Source organism: Luteimonas sp. A277, assembly GCF_054052045.1.
In genome coordinates, this window is record NZ_JBSVRG010000010.1 from 64,715 (window position 1) to 80,800 (window position 16,086).

Annotated in this window: 14 protein-coding genes; 6 read left to right on the top strand and 8 right to left on the bottom strand. The window is 67.9% G+C overall.

Annotated features, from left to right (window positions below):
• Positions 1-50 precede the first annotated feature (50 nt).
• Both ACW7G2_RS11115 and mnmG read left to right on the top strand, forming a co-directional pair.
• Positions 51-752, top strand: coding sequence for a hypothetical protein (locus tag ACW7G2_RS11115; RefSeq protein WP_456975723.1), 702 nt, complete (start codon positions 51-53; stop codon positions 750-752).
• A 410-nt stretch (positions 753-1,162) separates the two neighbouring features.
• The gene (mnmG, locus tag ACW7G2_RS11120) at positions 1,163-3,055 is read left to right on the top strand and encodes a tRNA uridine-5-carboxymethylaminomethyl(34) synthesis enzyme MnmG (RefSeq protein ID WP_456975725.1); all 1,893 of its coding nucleotides are present in this window, start codon (positions 1,163-1,165) and stop codon (positions 3,053-3,055) included.
• A gap of 44 nt (positions 3,056-3,099) precedes the next feature.
• Here mnmG and ACW7G2_RS11125 read toward each other — a convergent pair whose 3' ends face one another.
• Both ACW7G2_RS11125 and ACW7G2_RS11130 read right to left on the bottom strand, forming a co-directional pair.
• On the bottom strand, positions 3,100-3,774 hold the full coding sequence (locus tag ACW7G2_RS11125; protein ID WP_456975727.1) for an SDR family oxidoreductase: 675 nt from the start codon (positions 3,772-3,774) through the stop codon (positions 3,100-3,102).
• Between the two features lie 91 nt (positions 3,775-3,865).
• Positions 3,866-4,399, bottom strand: coding sequence for an outer membrane beta-barrel protein (locus ACW7G2_RS11130; protein ID WP_456975729.1), 534 nt, complete (start codon positions 4,397-4,399; stop codon positions 3,866-3,868).
• A 273-nt stretch (positions 4,400-4,672) separates the two neighbouring features.
• Here ACW7G2_RS11130 and ACW7G2_RS11135 point away from each other — a divergent pair, with 273 nt between their 5' ends.
• Positions 4,673-5,215, top strand: coding sequence for a DUF924 family protein (locus ACW7G2_RS11135; protein WP_456975731.1), 543 nt, complete (start codon positions 4,673-4,675; stop codon positions 5,213-5,215).
• A 7-nt stretch (positions 5,216-5,222) separates the two neighbouring features.
• Here the strand turns inward: ACW7G2_RS11135 and ACW7G2_RS11140 are convergent, their stop codons facing one another.
• From ACW7G2_RS11140 to ACW7G2_RS11165, 6 genes are all read right to left on the bottom strand, one after another.
• Complete coding sequence (locus ACW7G2_RS11140; RefSeq protein ID WP_456975733.1) at positions 5,223-7,427, bottom strand: copper-transporting P-type ATPase; 2,205 nt, start codon at positions 7,425-7,427, stop codon at positions 5,223-5,225.
• A 152-nt stretch (positions 7,428-7,579) separates the two neighbouring features.
• Entirely contained in the window at positions 7,580-8,707 is a 1,128-nt protein-coding gene (locus tag ACW7G2_RS11145) for a porin (protein WP_456975735.1), read from the bottom strand.
• A 137-nt stretch (positions 8,708-8,844) separates the two neighbouring features.
• Positions 8,845-9,378 (bottom strand): hypothetical protein, encoded by a 534-nt coding sequence (locus ACW7G2_RS11150; protein WP_456975736.1) that lies wholly within the window; start codon positions 9,376-9,378, stop codon positions 8,845-8,847.
• Positions 9,375-10,217: a prolipoprotein diacylglyceryl transferase family protein gene (locus ACW7G2_RS11155; RefSeq protein WP_456975738.1), complete on the bottom strand. Its 843-nt coding sequence runs from the start codon at positions 10,215-10,217 to the stop codon at positions 9,375-9,377. Before ACW7G2_RS11155 ends, ACW7G2_RS11150 begins: the two co-directional genes overlap by 4 nt.
• Before the next feature lie 49 nt (positions 10,218-10,266).
• The gene (locus tag ACW7G2_RS11160; RefSeq protein ID WP_456975740.1) at positions 10,267-10,449 is read right to left on the bottom strand and encodes an oxidoreductase-like domain-containing protein; all 183 of its coding nucleotides are present in this window, start codon (positions 10,447-10,449) and stop codon (positions 10,267-10,269) included.
• A 65-nt stretch (positions 10,450-10,514) separates the two neighbouring features.
• Positions 10,515-10,925 (bottom strand): disulfide bond formation protein B, encoded by a 411-nt coding sequence (locus tag ACW7G2_RS11165; protein ID WP_456975742.1) that lies wholly within the window; start codon positions 10,923-10,925, stop codon positions 10,515-10,517.
• Positions 10,926-11,132: 207 nt separating this feature from the next.
• Between ACW7G2_RS11165 and ACW7G2_RS11170 the strand changes: the two genes are divergently transcribed.
• Genes ACW7G2_RS11170 through ACW7G2_RS11180 form a run of 3 tightly spaced genes read left to right on the top strand, consistent with a single transcriptional unit; the run spans position 11,133 to position 16,082 of the window.
• Positions 11,133-14,486, top strand: coding sequence for a TonB-dependent receptor (locus ACW7G2_RS11170; RefSeq protein WP_456975744.1), 3,354 nt, complete (start codon positions 11,133-11,135; stop codon positions 14,484-14,486).
• Complete coding sequence (locus ACW7G2_RS11175; RefSeq protein WP_456975746.1) at positions 14,486-15,094, top strand: RNA polymerase sigma factor; 609 nt, start codon at positions 14,486-14,488, stop codon at positions 15,092-15,094. The genes ACW7G2_RS11170 and ACW7G2_RS11175 overlap by 1 nt, the downstream gene beginning before the upstream one ends.
• Positions 15,081-16,082: a FecR family protein gene (locus tag ACW7G2_RS11180; RefSeq protein WP_456975748.1), complete on the top strand. Its 1,002-nt coding sequence runs from the start codon at positions 15,081-15,083 to the stop codon at positions 16,080-16,082. The genes ACW7G2_RS11175 and ACW7G2_RS11180 overlap by 14 nt, the downstream gene beginning before the upstream one ends.
• The last annotated feature ends 4 nt before the right edge of the window (positions 16,083-16,086 follow it).

The following is a 16,086-nucleotide window of genomic DNA, read 5'->3' on the forward strand; positions in this document are numbered from 1 at the left end:
ATTCAATGGCCTGGGCCCATGCTGGACACCAGTCACAGAGGGGCGATCCAATGAAAATCCGCTATATCGTCGCCGTTGGGCTTGCCGCGCTGCTGCTAGGCGGCTGCGCCACCTACGGCTACCGCGGTGGCAGCGGTGACTACTATTACGACCGCTCTTCCACCGGTTACTACGGCGCGCCTTATGGCAGCGTGGGCTACGGGAGTGTTTACGGCGCCTACGGCAGCGTGGGTTATGGCTACCCCGGCTACGCCCGTTACGGTGATCGTTACGGTTACGGGTCGCGCTATTACGGCTATCCGTCCTACGGTTACTACCCCGGGGCCTACTACGGTCGCCCAATCGTTGTGCGCCCGCGTCCTGATCACAACCGACCGCCCCGCGAGAGTCGTCCCAATTCTCCTTGGCGAAATCTGCAGGGCGTCACCCGGGTTGAACATCGTGAGCGCGCCCAGCGCATCGGTCGCGGCAACACCGCGGGTCCGCGTCCGCAGAGCCAGCGACGCGAGCGCATCCAGCAGTCGAATCCGTCCACCAGGCCGTCCACCGGCCAATCGAGCCGCAGTTCTCCGTGGCGGGCGGGTCCTTCCCAGCAGCGGAGCTCGCAGCCGAACCGCAGTCGTCCCACGCCTGCCGCTACGCGTCAGTCTGTGACCCCGGCACGTCAGAATGCGTCCCCGCGGCCTGCACGCCGTCCGGCACCGGCTTCGCGATCGCGGGACGGTGACCGTCATCGCACTATTGAGCCCTAGTGCCCCTTGCACTGCCCAGATTGTGGGCGCAAGCTAGGGCCATGTGACAGCCAGCGTCGCATTGCGACGCGCGCAAGCCGTCTATGCCGACCCCCGGCGGGAGACTTCCGGATCCCCCCTGTTCCGCTCCCGCCGGGTGTCGGCAACCCGATCAAGAGGCCAGCAAGGCCGATCCGCAAAAAAAACGGGGCCGGATGTCCCCCGACATCCGGCCCCTTCGCTTCCCCGGGTTGCGCGTGGCCAGCCCCTGTTCCAGTCCAGCCGCGCCCTCTGGGCGCTTGCCTTCCCGGGTGCAGTGGATACGTACGCAGAATGCGTGCCAATCCCGCTGGAATTCATGAATGGGGGCGAGGGGCGATAATGGCCCGGCGCCGGCCTTTGGCCGCGCTTCGACACAGACAGGCAGACAGATGGGTACGGACTTTTTCAGCCATGACGTGATCGTGGTCGGCGGTGGCCATGCGGGCACCGAGGCCGCGCTGGCGGCCGCGCGTGCGGGTGCGCGCACCCTGCTGCTGACCCACAGCATCGAAACGATCGGCGCGATGAGCTGCAATCCCGCCATCGGCGGTATCGGCAAGGGGCATCTGGTCAAGGAGATCGATGCGCTGGGTGGGGTGATGGCCAAGGCCGCCGACGCAGCTGGTATCCAGTGGCGGCGGTTGAACGCATCGAAAGGCCCAGCCGTGCGCGCCACCCGCTGCCAGGCGGACCGGTCGCTGTACCGGGCTTTCATCCGCCAGGTCGTGGAGAGCCAGCCCGGGCTGACGGTGTTCCAGTCGGCCGTGGACGATCTGGTCATCGAGGGCGATGCCGTACGCGGGATCATCACCCAGGGCGGGCAGCGCTTCAGCGCGCCCACCGTGGTGCTGACCGTGGGGACCTTCCTGGCCGGCCGCGTGCACGTGGGGGAAGCGCAGTACTCCGCGGGGCGGGCCGGTGATCCGCCTGCCACCACCCTGGCCCAGCGCCTGCGCGAGCGGCCCTTCGCGGTTGGCCGGCTCAAGACCGGCACGCCGCCGCGGCTGGATGGGCGCAGCCTTGATTACTCCCGCATGACCGCGCAGCCCGGGGATGATCCACGCCCGGTGTTCTCGTTCATGGGCAGCCGCGCTGATCATCCGAATCAGGTGGAGTGCTGGATCACCCAGACCACCGGGCGCACCCACGAGATCATCCGCGGCGCGTTGCATCGTTCGCCGATGTATTCGGGACAGATCGAGGGCATTGGCCCGCGCTACTGCCCGTCGATCGAGGACAAGGTGGTGCGCTTCGCGGAAAAAGACAGTCACCAGGTGTTCGTCGAGCCGGAAGGCCTGGACGTGGCCGAGATCTATCCCAACGGCATCTCCACCTCGCTGCCGTTCGACGTGCAGCTGGAGCTGGTGCGCAGCGTGGTGGGATTCGAGAACGCACACATCACCCGCCCCGGCTATGCGATCGAGTACGACTATTTCGATCCTCGCGGGCTGAAGGCTTCGCTGGAAACCAAGGCCGTGGCCGGGCTGTTCTTCGCCGGCCAGATCAATGGCACCACCGGTTATGAAGAAGCCGCCGCCCAGGGCCTGCTGGCCGGAGTGAACGCCGTGCGCCTGCTGCGCGACGAGGCGGCGTGGTCGCCGCGGCGAGACCAGGCCTATATCGGCGTGCTGGTCGATGATCTGATCACCCACGGCACCACCGAGCCCTACCGCATGTTCACCAGCCGCGCCGAATACCGCCTGCAGCTGCGTGAGGACAATGCGGACCTGCGCCTGACCGCCATCGGTCGGGAACTGGGTCTGGTGGACGACGCGCGCTGGGCGCGCTTTGACGTCAAGCGAGAGGCGATCGAGCGCGAGACCGCACGGCTGGGTGGGCTGTGGGCTTCGCCCAACAACGCCGCCGGCCGCGAGGCTTCGCACACGCTGGGCATTGAGCTGACTCGCGAGAACAGCGCGCTGGACCTGCTGCGTCGCCCGGAGTTGGATTACGCGAAGCTGGTGTCGCTGCCGGCGTTCACCCCGGAGGTACCGGTGGTTGCGGATGTCGCGGAACAGGTCGAGATCGAAACCAAGTACGCCGGCTACCTGCAGCGCCAGCGCGACGAGATCGCCCGCCAGCAGCGCCACGAAGGCACGCCCATTCCCAACAGCTTCGAATACGGCCAGGTGCGTGGGCTTTCGGCTGAAGTGCAGCAGAAGCTCGAGCGCGTGCGCCCGGAGACCATTGGCCAGGCGCGCCGCATTTCAGGCGTCACCCCAGCGGCCGTCTCCCTGCTCCTCGTCCATCTGGAGCGCACCCGCCGCGCTACCGCCGCCTGATCCACCCAAATGCAGGAGCGCGCATGGCGCGCTCCTGCGTGCGCTCAGGCGATGGCTTCAGCGATCGGCGTGTCGCCGTCGTAGAAATCCACGGTCTGGCGACTGGCGGCAGCGGTTCTGATGACATGGGTGATCACCTCGGCCACGTTGTCGCGTGAGGTGACCCGCTTGTCCTCGGCCAACTCGGCGCCGGTCGTTTCCGCCCGCTGGATCCTGCCGGTGGCCGGCTCCAATGTCAGCAGGCCTGGGCCCAGGATGGTGTAGTCCAGCGCGCTCTCGCGCAGCTTTGCATCGGCATCGTGCTTGGCCTTGGCATAGGGATAGAACGAGTCGGAAGGGTCAAGCCGATGCACGTCCTTGTCGGCGCCGGCGTAGGACACCATCACGAACCGCTTCGCCCCGGCCTGTTCCGCCGCCTGCATGGCGCGCGTTGCGGCTTCGTAGTCGACGGCACGGGTTCGCTGCGGATTGCCGCCGCCCGCGCCCGCGGAAAACACGATGGCCGAAGCGCCTTCGAAGGCCTTGGCCATCGCGTCCACGTCGGCCGATTCGATATCGAACACCACGGGGTTGCCGTCCGCGGCACGCACGCTGTCGGCGTGATCGGGGTTGCGGATGATCGAATCCACACGGTATCCGGCGGCCTTCAATTTCGGAGCGGCCAGCAGGGCCACCTTGCCGTGGCCGCCGATGATCACGACGCGATCTTTGTCAGTCATGTCTTTTCCTCAATGGATGGATGCGCGTTAGCAGAATGCAATCGGGGCCGGCAGATGCCGACCCCGTGCATATGTCGTTTCTGCGGAAACATCAGAAATCAAAGCGTACCTGTACCTGCGCAAGGTCCACGTCAACGTCGTCCATTTCAAAGCGGCTGTACTCGCCGCGCAGGGCTACGGTGTCGGTGAAGCGGTACTGCAGGCCCAGGCCGTAGGTGGGATCGGTGCCATCGTCACTGACGCGGCCAACGCCGGGCATGTCCACATCGGCATCCCAGCGGTTGAAGCCGGCCTTGGCATAGCCGGAGAACCGCTCGGTGAAGGGCAGCGTGCCTACGGCGACCAGGGAGAATGCGTCGGCATCAAGCTCGCCGACCCCACCGGTCACGTCTACATCGCCGAAGTTGGTATAGGCCGCTTCCAGCCCGAAGTACGGGTTGAACTGGTAGCCGCCGAACACCTGAAACCCGACGTCTTCGTCATCGGCAAACCACTCGTCCACCATCGACTGGCCCACACCGGCGCCAGCGTAAAAGCCGGTCGGCTCGGCCGCCTGGGCATTGAATGACAGCGCGCCCAGCGCTGCGGCAAGGATGGAAGTGGCAATCAGGTTGGTCTTGGTCATGGGGGAACTCCTATCGATCATGCGGGGAAGCCCGCTCAGAGCAGATATGGAGTCCGGGCGCACGATTCAAACGATCGTTTGTGGGATCCACCGTCCCATGGGCCATGGAACGGTCTTTTGCCAAGGCGTTTTGGGTGAATTCCGCCCTCGGAATGTCGGTCTGCGGGTGGATGACGGATGTGCGCGCACTGCAGGAGAGGAGCAATAGCCGGCTCAGTAAAACTTAGGAACCGGTGAGCTATGTTTGAAGGCGTTTCTTCAGAAGGGATCGGCATGGATCCGCGAATTGATACGGTGATCGACTTCTGGCGCGACGTTGTCGCCGATGGCCGCTGGATGCAGAAAGACGATGCCTTCGACCAGCTGTTCCGCGAGGGCTTCCTTGGCCTGCACATGGACGCCGCTGCACGCCGCTGCGACGAATGGATCAAAAGCCCGGAGGGCGCGCTGGCGTTGATGGTTCTGCTTGACCAGTTCCCCCGCAATGCGTTCCGCGGTACCGCACACATGTACGCGACCGATGGCCTGGCGCGCATGTTTGCCTGGGAGTCCGAACGCAGGGACTACATGGCGCGGGCGGAAGAGGGCTTCCGCGTGTTCTTCATCTTCCCGTTCACCCACTCCGAGGAACTGGCGGACCAGGAAATGTCGATCGCCCTGAGCGCCCGGATCAGCGAGGAGCGGGCGCAGCGGGTCAGCGGACACCGCGACATCATTCGGCGCTTCGGCCGCTTCCCGCATCGCAACCCGGTGCTGGGCCGCGAACACACCCGTGAGGAAGAGGCGTTCCTGGCCGAAGGCGGGTTTTCCGGCTGACCGGCAGTTAGTCCAGTTTCAACGTGCGCAGGCGCAGGGCGTTGGCGATCACGCTCACCGAGGACAGCGACATCGCCGCGGCGGCGAAGATCGGCGAGAGCAGGATGCCGAACGCGGGATACAGCACGCCGGCGGCGATCGGGATGCCGGCGGCGTTGTAGATGAAGGCGAAGAACAGGTTCTGGCGGATGTTGGCCATGGTGGCTTCCGACAGCCTGCGGGCCTTGACGATCCCCATCAGGTCGCCCTTGAGCAGGGTCACGCCGGCGCTTTCGATCGCCACGTCGGTGCCGTGGCCCATGGCGATGCCGACGTCGGCCGCGGCCAGCGCCGGGGCGTCGTTGACGCCGTCGCCCGCCATCGCCACCACCCGGCCTTCGGCCTTGAGCCGGTTGACCACGGCGTTCTTTTCATCGGGCAGTACGTCGGCCTCGACCTCGTCGATGCCCAGCTCGCGCGCGACCGCTTCGGCGGTGGTGCGGTTGTCGCCGGTCAGCATGACGATGCGGATGCCGTCGGCGTGCAGCGCCTTGAGCGCCTGGGCCGTGGTTGGCTTGATGGGGTCTGCGATGGCGAAGATGCCCGCGGCCACGCCGTCGATGCCGATGTAGATGGCAGTGGCGCCGTCGTGGCGCAACCGGTCGGCGGCCTCGGCCAGGGCGGCGACGTCGACGCCGTGCTCCCGCAGGAAAGCCGCGTTGCCCAGCAGCACCGACCTGCCTTGGACCGTGCCGATAACGCCCTTGCCCAGCGGCGAGTCGAAGCCGGTGACCTGCGGTAGTTCGATGTCGCGCTCGCGCGCGGCGGCGACGATGGCCAGCGCGAGCGGGTGTTCGGAGACCTGTTCCACCGCGGCGCCCAGGCACAGGATCCCGGTCTCGTCGAAGCCCTGAGCGGCAGTGATCGCGGTCACCGACGGCTTGCCCTCGGTCAGGGTGCCGGTCTTGTCGACCACCAGAGTGTCCACTTTTTCCAGCCGCTCGAGGGCCTCGGCGTTCTTGATCAGCACCCCGGCACGCGCGCCCTTGCCCACGCCGACCATGATCGACATCGGCGTGGCCAGGCCCAGCGCGCAGGGACAGGCGATGATCAGCACCGACACCGCAACCACAAGCCCGTAGGCCATGCGCGGTTCGGGACCGGTCAGGCTCCAGACGATGAAGGCGACGACCGCGATCACGATCACCAGTGGCACGAACCAGCCCGAGACCTGGTCGGCCAGGCGCTGGATCGGCGCGCGCGAGCGCTGGGCGTCGGCAACCATCTGCACGATCCGCGACAGCATGGTGTCGCTGCCGACTTTCTCCGCGCGGATCACCAGTGCGCCGGTCTGGTTCAAGGTGCCGCCGATGACGTTGTCACCGGCCGTGCGGGTGACCGGCATCGACTCGCCGGTGACCATGGCTTCGTCGAGCGAAGAACGGCCATCCTCGACCACGCCGTCGACGGGAACCGATTCGCCGGGGCGGATCCGCAGCCGGTCGCCGGGCACCACGGCTTCGACCGGTACGTCTTCCTCGCTGCCGTCGTCGCCGATCCGGCGCGCGGTCTTCGGGGCAAGGTCCAGCAGGGCCCGGATGGCGCCGGAAGTCTGCTCGCGCGCGCGCAGCTCCAGCACCTGGCCCAGCAGCACCAGCACGGTGATCACCGCGGCGGCTTCGAAGTACACCGCCACCGTGCCGTCGACGGCGCGGAACGCGTCGGGGAAGATCCCCGGCGCCAGCGTCGCCACCACGCTGTAGCCCCAGGCCACGCCGGTACCCATCGCGATCAGGGTGAACATGTTGAGGCTGCGGTTGACCAGCGACGCCCACGCGCGCTCAAAGAACGGCCAGCCGCACCACAGCACCACCGGCGTGGCCAGCACCAGCTGGATCCAGATCGAGGTGCGCATGGGCACCAGTTCGAGCAACGCCGGAAACACGTGCCCGCCCATCTCGAGCACGAACACCGGCAGCGCCAGCGCCAGGCCGATCCAGAACCGACGCGTCATGTCGGCCAGCTCCGAGCTGGGCGCGCTGTCGCGGGTGACCGTCATCGTCTCAAGCGCCATGCCGCAGATCGGACAGCTCCCCGGGCCATCCTGGCGAACTTCCGGATGCATCGGGCAGGTCCAGATCGCGCCTCCGCCCGCGGCCGGGACTGCGGTGTCGCCGGCCTGGCCGAGGTCGTGTCCGTGTTCGTGCTCGTGATCGTGCTTGTGCTTGTGCATTCCAGTTCCCACGTGATCTTTGTTCCGAAGCCCCGAGGGTAGCCGCCCGGCCGGCCAGGCGCTGTGCGTGAACGAGGTGGCCACTGCACAACGCAGTGGTTTACAGCGAGCGCGCAGGCTTCACCGGCATCAGGCTGCCGGGCCGGGACGTCTCAGAACCGCCAGGTCGCCCGCACGTAAAGGTCGTCATCACGACGGGCGCCCGCGGCGGTGGCGGGCAGGTGGATCTCCTCGCGGCGACGCAGGCGGGCGTCGAACTGCCAGGCCGGCGTAGCCTGCCAGACCCAGCGCGCTTCGAGCAGCCTGTCATTCGGACGGAAGTCGCTCGACAGCAGCCAGCCGTCGGCGACGCGTCCGTAGACGATGCCGAAGTCGTGGTCGGGCCGGATGTCCATGAAGTTGAACGAGGCCTGCCAGGACAGCGCGTCTGCGTCGTCGGTGCCGGAGTTCATCGCCTCACGGCGCGGCGTGTCGGGCGCCCAGCCGACCTCTGCGCCCAGGCGGAATTTCGTCCCGGCTTCGCCCAGCGGCCACTCTGCGGCGGTCTTGGCGGTCACCGCCAGGTAGTCATCCAGCGCCGGGTCGGCCAGGCCGTTCGGGCGCAGCGCCGACGGCAGCCAGGTCAGCGTGACCATGCGCTGCACCAGCGGGCCGACCGCTGTCTTCGATTCGGCTGCGAGGAACAAACCCGCGCGCGAGTCACCGTCGGCGAAGTCCAGCGGCCGGCGCAGCGTGCCGGTGGGGCCGCGGCGGTCGTTGTGGCGCGCAATGACGTGCGTAGTCCAGTCGCTGCCGCGCCATTGCCACCAGATGCCGTCGGTCCAGGTGATATCGAAATTGGGACTGTCGTTCTGGTCCAGCGACTTTTTCATGATGTCGTCGATGCCGAACGCGGCCTGGAAGCGCCCGACGCGCAGGCTCCAAGGCGATTCCGCAGGGCGGTATTCAAGGTAGGCCTCGTCAATCGTGGCCTGGCCGTCCTGCAGGCCTGTAGGACCGGGTGCGTAGGTTCGCAACCAGAACTCCTCGTCCGACTGGTTGGTGTCCAGCCGCGCAGCCACCCGGCCGCTGGCGTGCCAGCCGCCGCCGACTTCGCCCCGCACGCGGAACCTGGCCCGGGTGCGGAAGCTGTCGGCATCAGAGGTGGCGTCGCTGCGGGTGCGGGTTTCGGAGGCAACGTAGCCAGCGCGGATGTCGCCACTGGTCTGCCATCTGTCGGCGGCCTGGGCACCGGCCGCCGACAGCGCGAGGGTCAGGGCCAGAATCGTGCGTGCGTACATGTGGACCTCCACGCAGGGGTGGCGCCGCGGTCCGACGGTGGAGAAGGTCGGCCCGGGTCGCAACACGATTGTGCTCGCGCACCGGGGCCGGACTCTTGATCAGGATCAAGCAGGTGCGCGACGCCGCTGCCAGATGATCACTGCGGTTCGCGGCGGATCGAACTCACGCGCATTTCCGGCACGGCGACATGGATGAAGGGCACGGCCTCCGCCAGGTGGCAGGCGTTGCAGCTCGCGGACAGGGCCTGGAACGCCTGCCCGAAAGCATCCGCGTCCTGCGCGGAGACCGCGGCCTTCACTTCGTCCAGGGCGGGCTCCAGCATGGCTGCGCTCGCGGCGCGGTTGGGCCGTCGCTGCAGTCCGTACCCGATGGCCTCCTCCATCTCCTCGATCTGGTATGCGGCGTAGTCCCAGTTCCGGTCCTGGCCGGCGAAGTACATCTCGCGGTAGCGATGGTCGACTTCCACCATGGCCGCGCCGAAGCCGCGCAGCTGGTCGGCCACGGTGTCCAGGCGCTCCTCCACCGTGCCTTGCAGCCAGCTGTCGGAAGGTGTGGCGGAGGCCTCCTCCGCGGCGTGCGACGCGCCAGGAGCGGGTGCGGTGACGGTGCACGCCGCAAGGGCGGCGGCCGTCAGGGCGGCCAGGCAGCCGCGTGCAAGGGTCTTGTTCATGGTTGCTCCCGGGGTGGGTTGATGGTGGCGGTCGCGTCGAAACGCTTGCGCAGGGTGCTGGCCAGGCTGGCGCGGGTGAGTTCGCCCATGTGGGTGTCCACCAGGCGGCCGCCAGCGTCGAAGAACAGGGTGGTGGGCAGGGCGCGCGCACCCATGTCGCGCATTGCCTGCGAGTGCGGATCGAGCAGGATGTGTTCCAGGACCAGGCCCTGCTGCTGCAGAAACGTCTGGATCTCATCGCGGCCTTCGCCCTGGTTGACCAGTACGAAGGCGACGCCGGGGTAGCGCCGTTGCGCGTCTTCAAGCACAGGCATCTCGCGCCGGCAGGGCGGGCACCAGGTGGCCCACAGGTTGAGCACGATTGGCCTGCCGGCGTGGGCATCGAGCGTGGTTGGGCTGCCGTCGAGCGTGGCCAAGGCGGTGCCCGGCAGCGGCGGTGCGGAGTGTTGCAGCAGCGCCAGGGTGCCGTTGAACGCCAGCCAGGCCAGCATGCCCGCGGTAATGCCGGCCAGCAGCGGCCGCCGCAGCGCAGGCAGTCGTCGTGCCCGCCACCAGGCGAAGGCAACAGCGGCCGGCAGCCCGACCCACCACAGGAAGCCACCATCGCCAATGGCGATGAGCGACATCGGCGCCGCAGCGTATTCTGGCCACCAGCGCAGCACGAAGCCCAGCCGTGCGGCCAGCAGGCCGACCAGCGCGGCGTCCAGCAACCACGCGCCGGCAGGCTTGTGCGGCGACTCCGGCAGCCGCCGTGCCCACGCGCGCACTACAAGCCAGGCGGCCAGCAGCGCCAGCGCGACAATCACCGCGCGCATCGGGAACGGCCCCAGTGCGCTCATGTGCGATATCCCATCAGGCAGCCCGCTTGCTCAAGGCGCGGATGATCCACTAATCGCCCTGGCCCGGGTTGCGCTCCAGCCACTTGGCCAGCTGCTGGCGGTAATACTGCAGCTCTTCCGTATAGCTGTCGTGCACGCACGGATCGCAGCCGCTGTCGCAGCAGTCGCTGGGCAGGGGCGCTTCGGGCGGCTCCGGGCGCGGATCGTCGTCGCGGACAAGGGCGAGGTTCAAGGGGGCGGATTGCTTCTCCATCGTCAACAGGATGGGGCTGGTGCGACAGGTTTCAAAGCCGGTGTTCAGTTTGAACGAGTTGCCCCGTCCCGCGGACGCCATGACCACAGCAGCAACAACAGTCCGGTGATGATGAAGATGGCCGCGCCCGACAGCAGGAACGGATCCACCCACCACGCCTCGGCCAGGCGGAACTCACCGGCATTGATCCGCCGCCAGTGCGAGAAATGCTGGGTGGCACCGACAACCATCCCGAAACCAGCCAGGGTGGCCGCCGGCCAGCGGACCAGCCAGTGGCGCGGATCCGGCACCAGCATCAGCAGGCCCAGCAGGCCGATCACCGTGCGCTGGGCGCGGCAGAACGGGCAGTTGTAGACCAGCCCGGCCAGGTCCACGGCCCAGGTGAGCGCGCTGAGCGCGATCGCCAGCGCGGCGATCAGGCGGAAGTGGCGGTGCAGGGTGTCCAGATAAGGCATGTAAGCTCCTGTTGCGTTGGTATTGATCGGCCGGGTGGTGCGGGCGGAAGGCAAGGAACGTATCAGTTTTCCCGGTATTCGCCCTGTCTTTCGGCCCGGGCTGGGATCCCGCCGATGGCGGAGAATCCGCACTCGAGCATCGTCTTGGTTAAAGGGGCTCGGAAAATCCGGCCCTCCATTGGTAGCGATCGACTGGGAGGGGAGCCGATGCAGAGCAATTTTGGGGTCCTGGCGCGGGCAATCCGGTTTGGGGTGCTGGCCACGGCGATGGCCGCGGGGCCGCTCATGGCCCAGGATGCAACGTTCGACGTTGCCGGCGGCAGCCTGGAGCAGGTGTTGCCTGAGTTCGCCCGACAGGCGGGGTTGCAGATCATTGCCCCGGCGGGGGATCCGACCGCATCCGTGGCCCGGGTCCGCCCCTTGGTGGGGCAGATGGACAGCAGGCAGGCGCTTGCGCAGCTGATTGCCGGAACCGGGCTGCGGGTGGCGGCCGATGACGGCGACACCATTACCCTGTACCGGCCGGATCTGCTGGCTTCGCTGGGAGGCGCCGGGACGCCGCGGCCGGCTGCCGTTGGCCAAGCCGCGCCGGCCGTGCCGGCTACGCCGCCTGTGGAGGCGGTGCCGGAAGCGGCTGTCGCCGCCCAGGACCGGTCCGACGTGGCGACCCTGGAGCAAGTAACCGTGGTCGGCACGCAGATCCGCGGCTCGAGCGCGGCCATCCTGCCGGTGATGACGATGCAGGCCGAGCAGATCGCGGCAACGGGTGCGATCTCCGGTGACGACCTGTTCCGCGCCATTCCGCAGATGGGCGATGTGTCCTTTGTCGGTACCAACGGCGGCAACAGTTCCAACTACGCCCGCGGCGATATCGCGTCGGTGAACCTGCGTGGCCTGGGGGTGGGCAATACGCTGCTGCTGATCAACGGCCGTCGCACCGTGGTGCACCCGACCAGCCAGGCCGACGGCAACCTGGTGCCGGTGCTCACCTACAACGCCAACGCCATTCCGGTGGGCAACCTGCAGCGGGTCGAGGTGCTGCTCGACGGCGCGGCGGCGATCTACGGGACCGACGCGGTAGCCGGCGTGGTCAACAACGTCCTGCGTGACGACATCCACGGCGGCGAGATCACCGTGCAGGGAGGCGTTGGCGAGGGCACGGACCTGCGCGACTTCGGCGTGAGCGGGATCGTCGGCCGCAATACCGATGACCTGCGCGGCAACGTGACGCTGTCGTTCAATCATTACCGGACCACCGGCATCGACTCGTTCGACTACGACTGGACCGCCACCGGAGACCGGCGGTTCGACTTCGTCGGCACGCAGTTCGAGGGCATCGGTACCCTGGACTCGCGCCACGCCACCAGCGCCTGGGGCAACTTCAGCACGCGCACGCTGGTGACGCGCGACGGGGCGCCGGTGACGTCTGCGGCGGGTGCCTTCCATGTACAGCCGGTCACCAATCCGGACTGCGCCGCGGAGCTGGGCGACGGCAATTGCGTGGCCAGCGGCAGCAAGGCCAGCTCCGGGGCGGACCGGAACCTGCGTTCGGACGCACAGGCGCAGTGGCCGCTGTCGGTGACGCCAGAAGTGCGCCGCACCAACCTGTTCCTGACGTCCAAGTGGGACTTCGACAGTGGCGTGACGTTCTTCAGCGAGCTCGGCTACTACCACGCGGACGCCGACAGCCTGCAGAATCCGGTCAATTCGATCGGCGCGCTTCCGGTGGTGGTCCCGGCCAGCAATTACTGGAACCCGTTCGGCAGCAGCGCCAGTCCCCATCGCCTGGACGGCCTGGACATCGGCCCCGACGGCCTGCCGGTCACGATCTCCTCTTACCGTTTCGAGCGGCCGACGATGATCCAGGTTGAAAACCAGCAAGCCCGGGCCCTGGCCGGCCTGCGTGGCCACCACTACGGATATGACTGGGAAAGCGCCCTGCTCTATTCGCGGGCCAAGGTGGTCGACACCCAGCAGGTCGTGAGCATGACGCTGTTCCAGCAGGCGCTGGCCGACCCCACCTCCGGCGCCTACAACCCGTTCTGCGGTGGTTGCAACGCCGACGGCGTGCTTGACCGCTTCTACGTTGACGGCGTGCGCAAGAGCCAGACCGAGCTGTGGCTGTGGGACCTGAAGGCCTCGCGCCCGGACCTGTTCACCCTGCCGGGCGGCGACGTTGGCCTGGCCGTTGGCGTGGAGGCCAGGCACGAGCGGCAGCGCGACGACCGCGACCCACGGGTTGACGGCACCCTGGGGTACATGGACGCGGTGACCGGTGCGGAGATGCCCAGCGACATGTATGGCGTCAGCCCGACGCCTGACACCGAAGGCTCGCGCACCGTGAGCGCCTTGTTCGCGGAGCTGTCGGTGCCGTTGGTCTCACCGGGCATGGCGGTGCCGCTGGTGCGGTCGCTGGAGATGCAGCTGGCCGGGCGCGCAGAGCACTACAGCGATTTCGGCAGCGTCGCCAAGCCGAAGCTGGCGCTGGGCTGGGAAATCGTCGATGGCCTGCGACTGCGCGCCTCCTGGGCGGAGGGGTTCCGGGCGCCGAACCTGGAGCAGATCAACGCGACCCTGATCAGCCGTTCCAACACCCGCACCGATTACATCCAGTGCGAGGCCGACGTGCGCAGCGGCGCATCCAGTGCGTTCACCAATTGCGCCCATGGGGCCTCCACCACGGCGCGCCGCTCGGGCAACCCGGACCTGGATCCGGAGAGCTCCACCAATACCAGCGCCGGCCTGGTCTGGCAGCCGCGCTTCCTGCCGGAAGGCGCGGGCCGGTGGTCGTTCTCTGTCGACTACTTCAAGTACGACCAGGAGGACATCATCGGGCTCTACGGCGAGGGCAACGCGCTGATCCTCGACTACCTGCTGCGCATGCAGGGGTCGTCCAACCCCGAGGTGGTCCGCGCCGATCCGACCGTGGACGACGTCGCCCGCTACCAGGGCACCGGGCTGGATCCGGCCGGACGGGTGCTCTACGTCAACGACCGCTACGTGAACATGCAGCCGCAGACCGTCCGCGGCGTGGACTACGGCATGACCTGGCGCTCGGCCGTGACCCGCTTCGGCGAGTTCGGCCTGGCCGTCAACGGCACCCGTGTGATCGAGTTCTACCGGGACCTGTCACCCGACATCCAGGTACTGGCCGACGCGCGTGATACCGGGCTCATCGATGGCTCGGTGTGGATCGCCGGCGGCGGTGACCTCATCGGCCAGAACGGCACGCCGGAGTGGAAGTGGAGCAGCACCGTCACCTGGCGGCGTGGCGGGCTGAGTCTGGGTGGCGGCGTCCGCTACACCGGCGCGGTCACGGACACCTGGCTGTCGGACAGCGATGGCAACCAGTGGCGCATCGATTCGCACACCGTCGCCAACCTGTTCGGGCGCTATGAGTTTTCGCAGGCGGGCGCGCTGGACGGCGTGTCAGTCAAGCTGGGCGTCAACAACATCGCCGATGACCGCCCGCCGGTCAGCTCGAGCATCTACGGCTACCAGTCCAACATGTATCAGCCCTACCCCCGGTACTGGTACATGAGCGTGAGCAAGAAGTTCTGATGTCCGCATGCGACTTGGATACACCGCTGCCGGCCGGGCGGGCGGCGTGGCTCGCGGAGCGGATCCTGCCGCACGAGCCGGCGCTGCGCGCATGGCTGGGCGGCCGGCTGGCGCTGCCGGCGCAGGACGTGGACGACATCGTCCAGGAAAGTTACGCCAAGCTGGCCGGGCTCGCCGACGTGGAGCACGTGCGCGAGCCGCGGGCCTACCTGTACACCGTGGCCCGTTCGCTGGTGCACCAGCACCTGCGGCGGGCCCAGGTGGTGGCTATCGAAACCATGGCCGAGCTGGACGGGCTCGGCGTACACGCGCCGAATGCCTCTCCCGAGCGGTTTGTCTCGTCCCGCCAGCAATTGGCACTGGCACAGCGCCTGCTGGCTGGGCTGCCGACGCGCTGCCGGCAGGTATTTCGGCTGCGCCGCATAGAGGGTCTGTCGCAGCGGGAGATCTCGACGCGGTTGAAGATCAGTCAGAGTACGGTCGAAAAGCACATGGTGAAAGCACTGCGGCTGCTGATGGCAGGCGTTCAGGCCGGTGACGGCAGCGTGTCCGCATCCCGCGACAGCGCCGACGTAGACAAGGGGGAGCGGTCGCATGGACGTGGCTGACCGCCAGGATATTCACGCTGCTGCGGCCGGCTGGGTAGTCCGCGAAGACCGTGGCCCGCTGACGTCGTTCGAGCGCGCTGAGCGCGAGCGTTGGCTGGCGGCATCGCCGCGGCATTTCGGCGCCTATGCGCGCGCGCGCGCAGTGTTGGCTTGGAGCGACCGCATGGCGGTGGCCGTGCCGCCCGCGCGCGCGTCGCGCGCGCCGCGCGGGCGGCGCTGGAGTCTGGCCGCCGCCGCCGTATTGCTGGTCGCGCTCGCGGGCGCGCTGCTGCTGGTGTCGCCGCGCGGGATGCTGCACCAGACCGCGCGAGGTGAGATCCTCCGGGTGGCGCTTGAAGACGGCTCCACCATGACGCTGGATGCGGATTCGCAGGTCCGCGTCCATTTCGGCCGCGATGGACGCAGGCTTCAGCTGCTGTCGGGCATGGCGCTGTTCGACGTGGTGCATGATCCCCAGCGCCCGTTCACGGTGACCGCCGACCGCACCCGGGTGGTTGCGGTGGGCACCCGTTTCACCGTCAGCATGGACAAGAGCCGCGGCGGTGGGCCGGGACCGGTGGAGGTGCTGGTCAGCGAAGGCGTGGTCGACGTGGCTGCGGCCGGATCGCATCCCGCGCCGGCACGGCTGCACGCCGGCATGCGCGCGCTGGCGCGCCCGGAGGTCGGGGTGGAGGTGGAGCAGGTCGACGAACAGGACCTCGGCCGCCGGCTGCTATGGCGCGAAGGCATGCTGGCCTTCAACGGCGATACGCTGTCGGTGGCGGCGGCGCGGTTCCGTCGCTATAGCGACTTGGCCATCATCATTGACGATCCCAGCGTCGGCAGCCGGCGCGTAGTGGGTCTGTACCCCGCCAACGATCCGGCGGGCTTTGCCCGCAATGTCGCCCTGAGCCTGGGGCTTGAAGTGGAGCAGCGCGCGGACGGCGTGCGGCTTTCGGCGCCGGCGCTGCGCGATGGCGTCAGCCCTTCCATGCCGCGCATGCAGTGAGGAT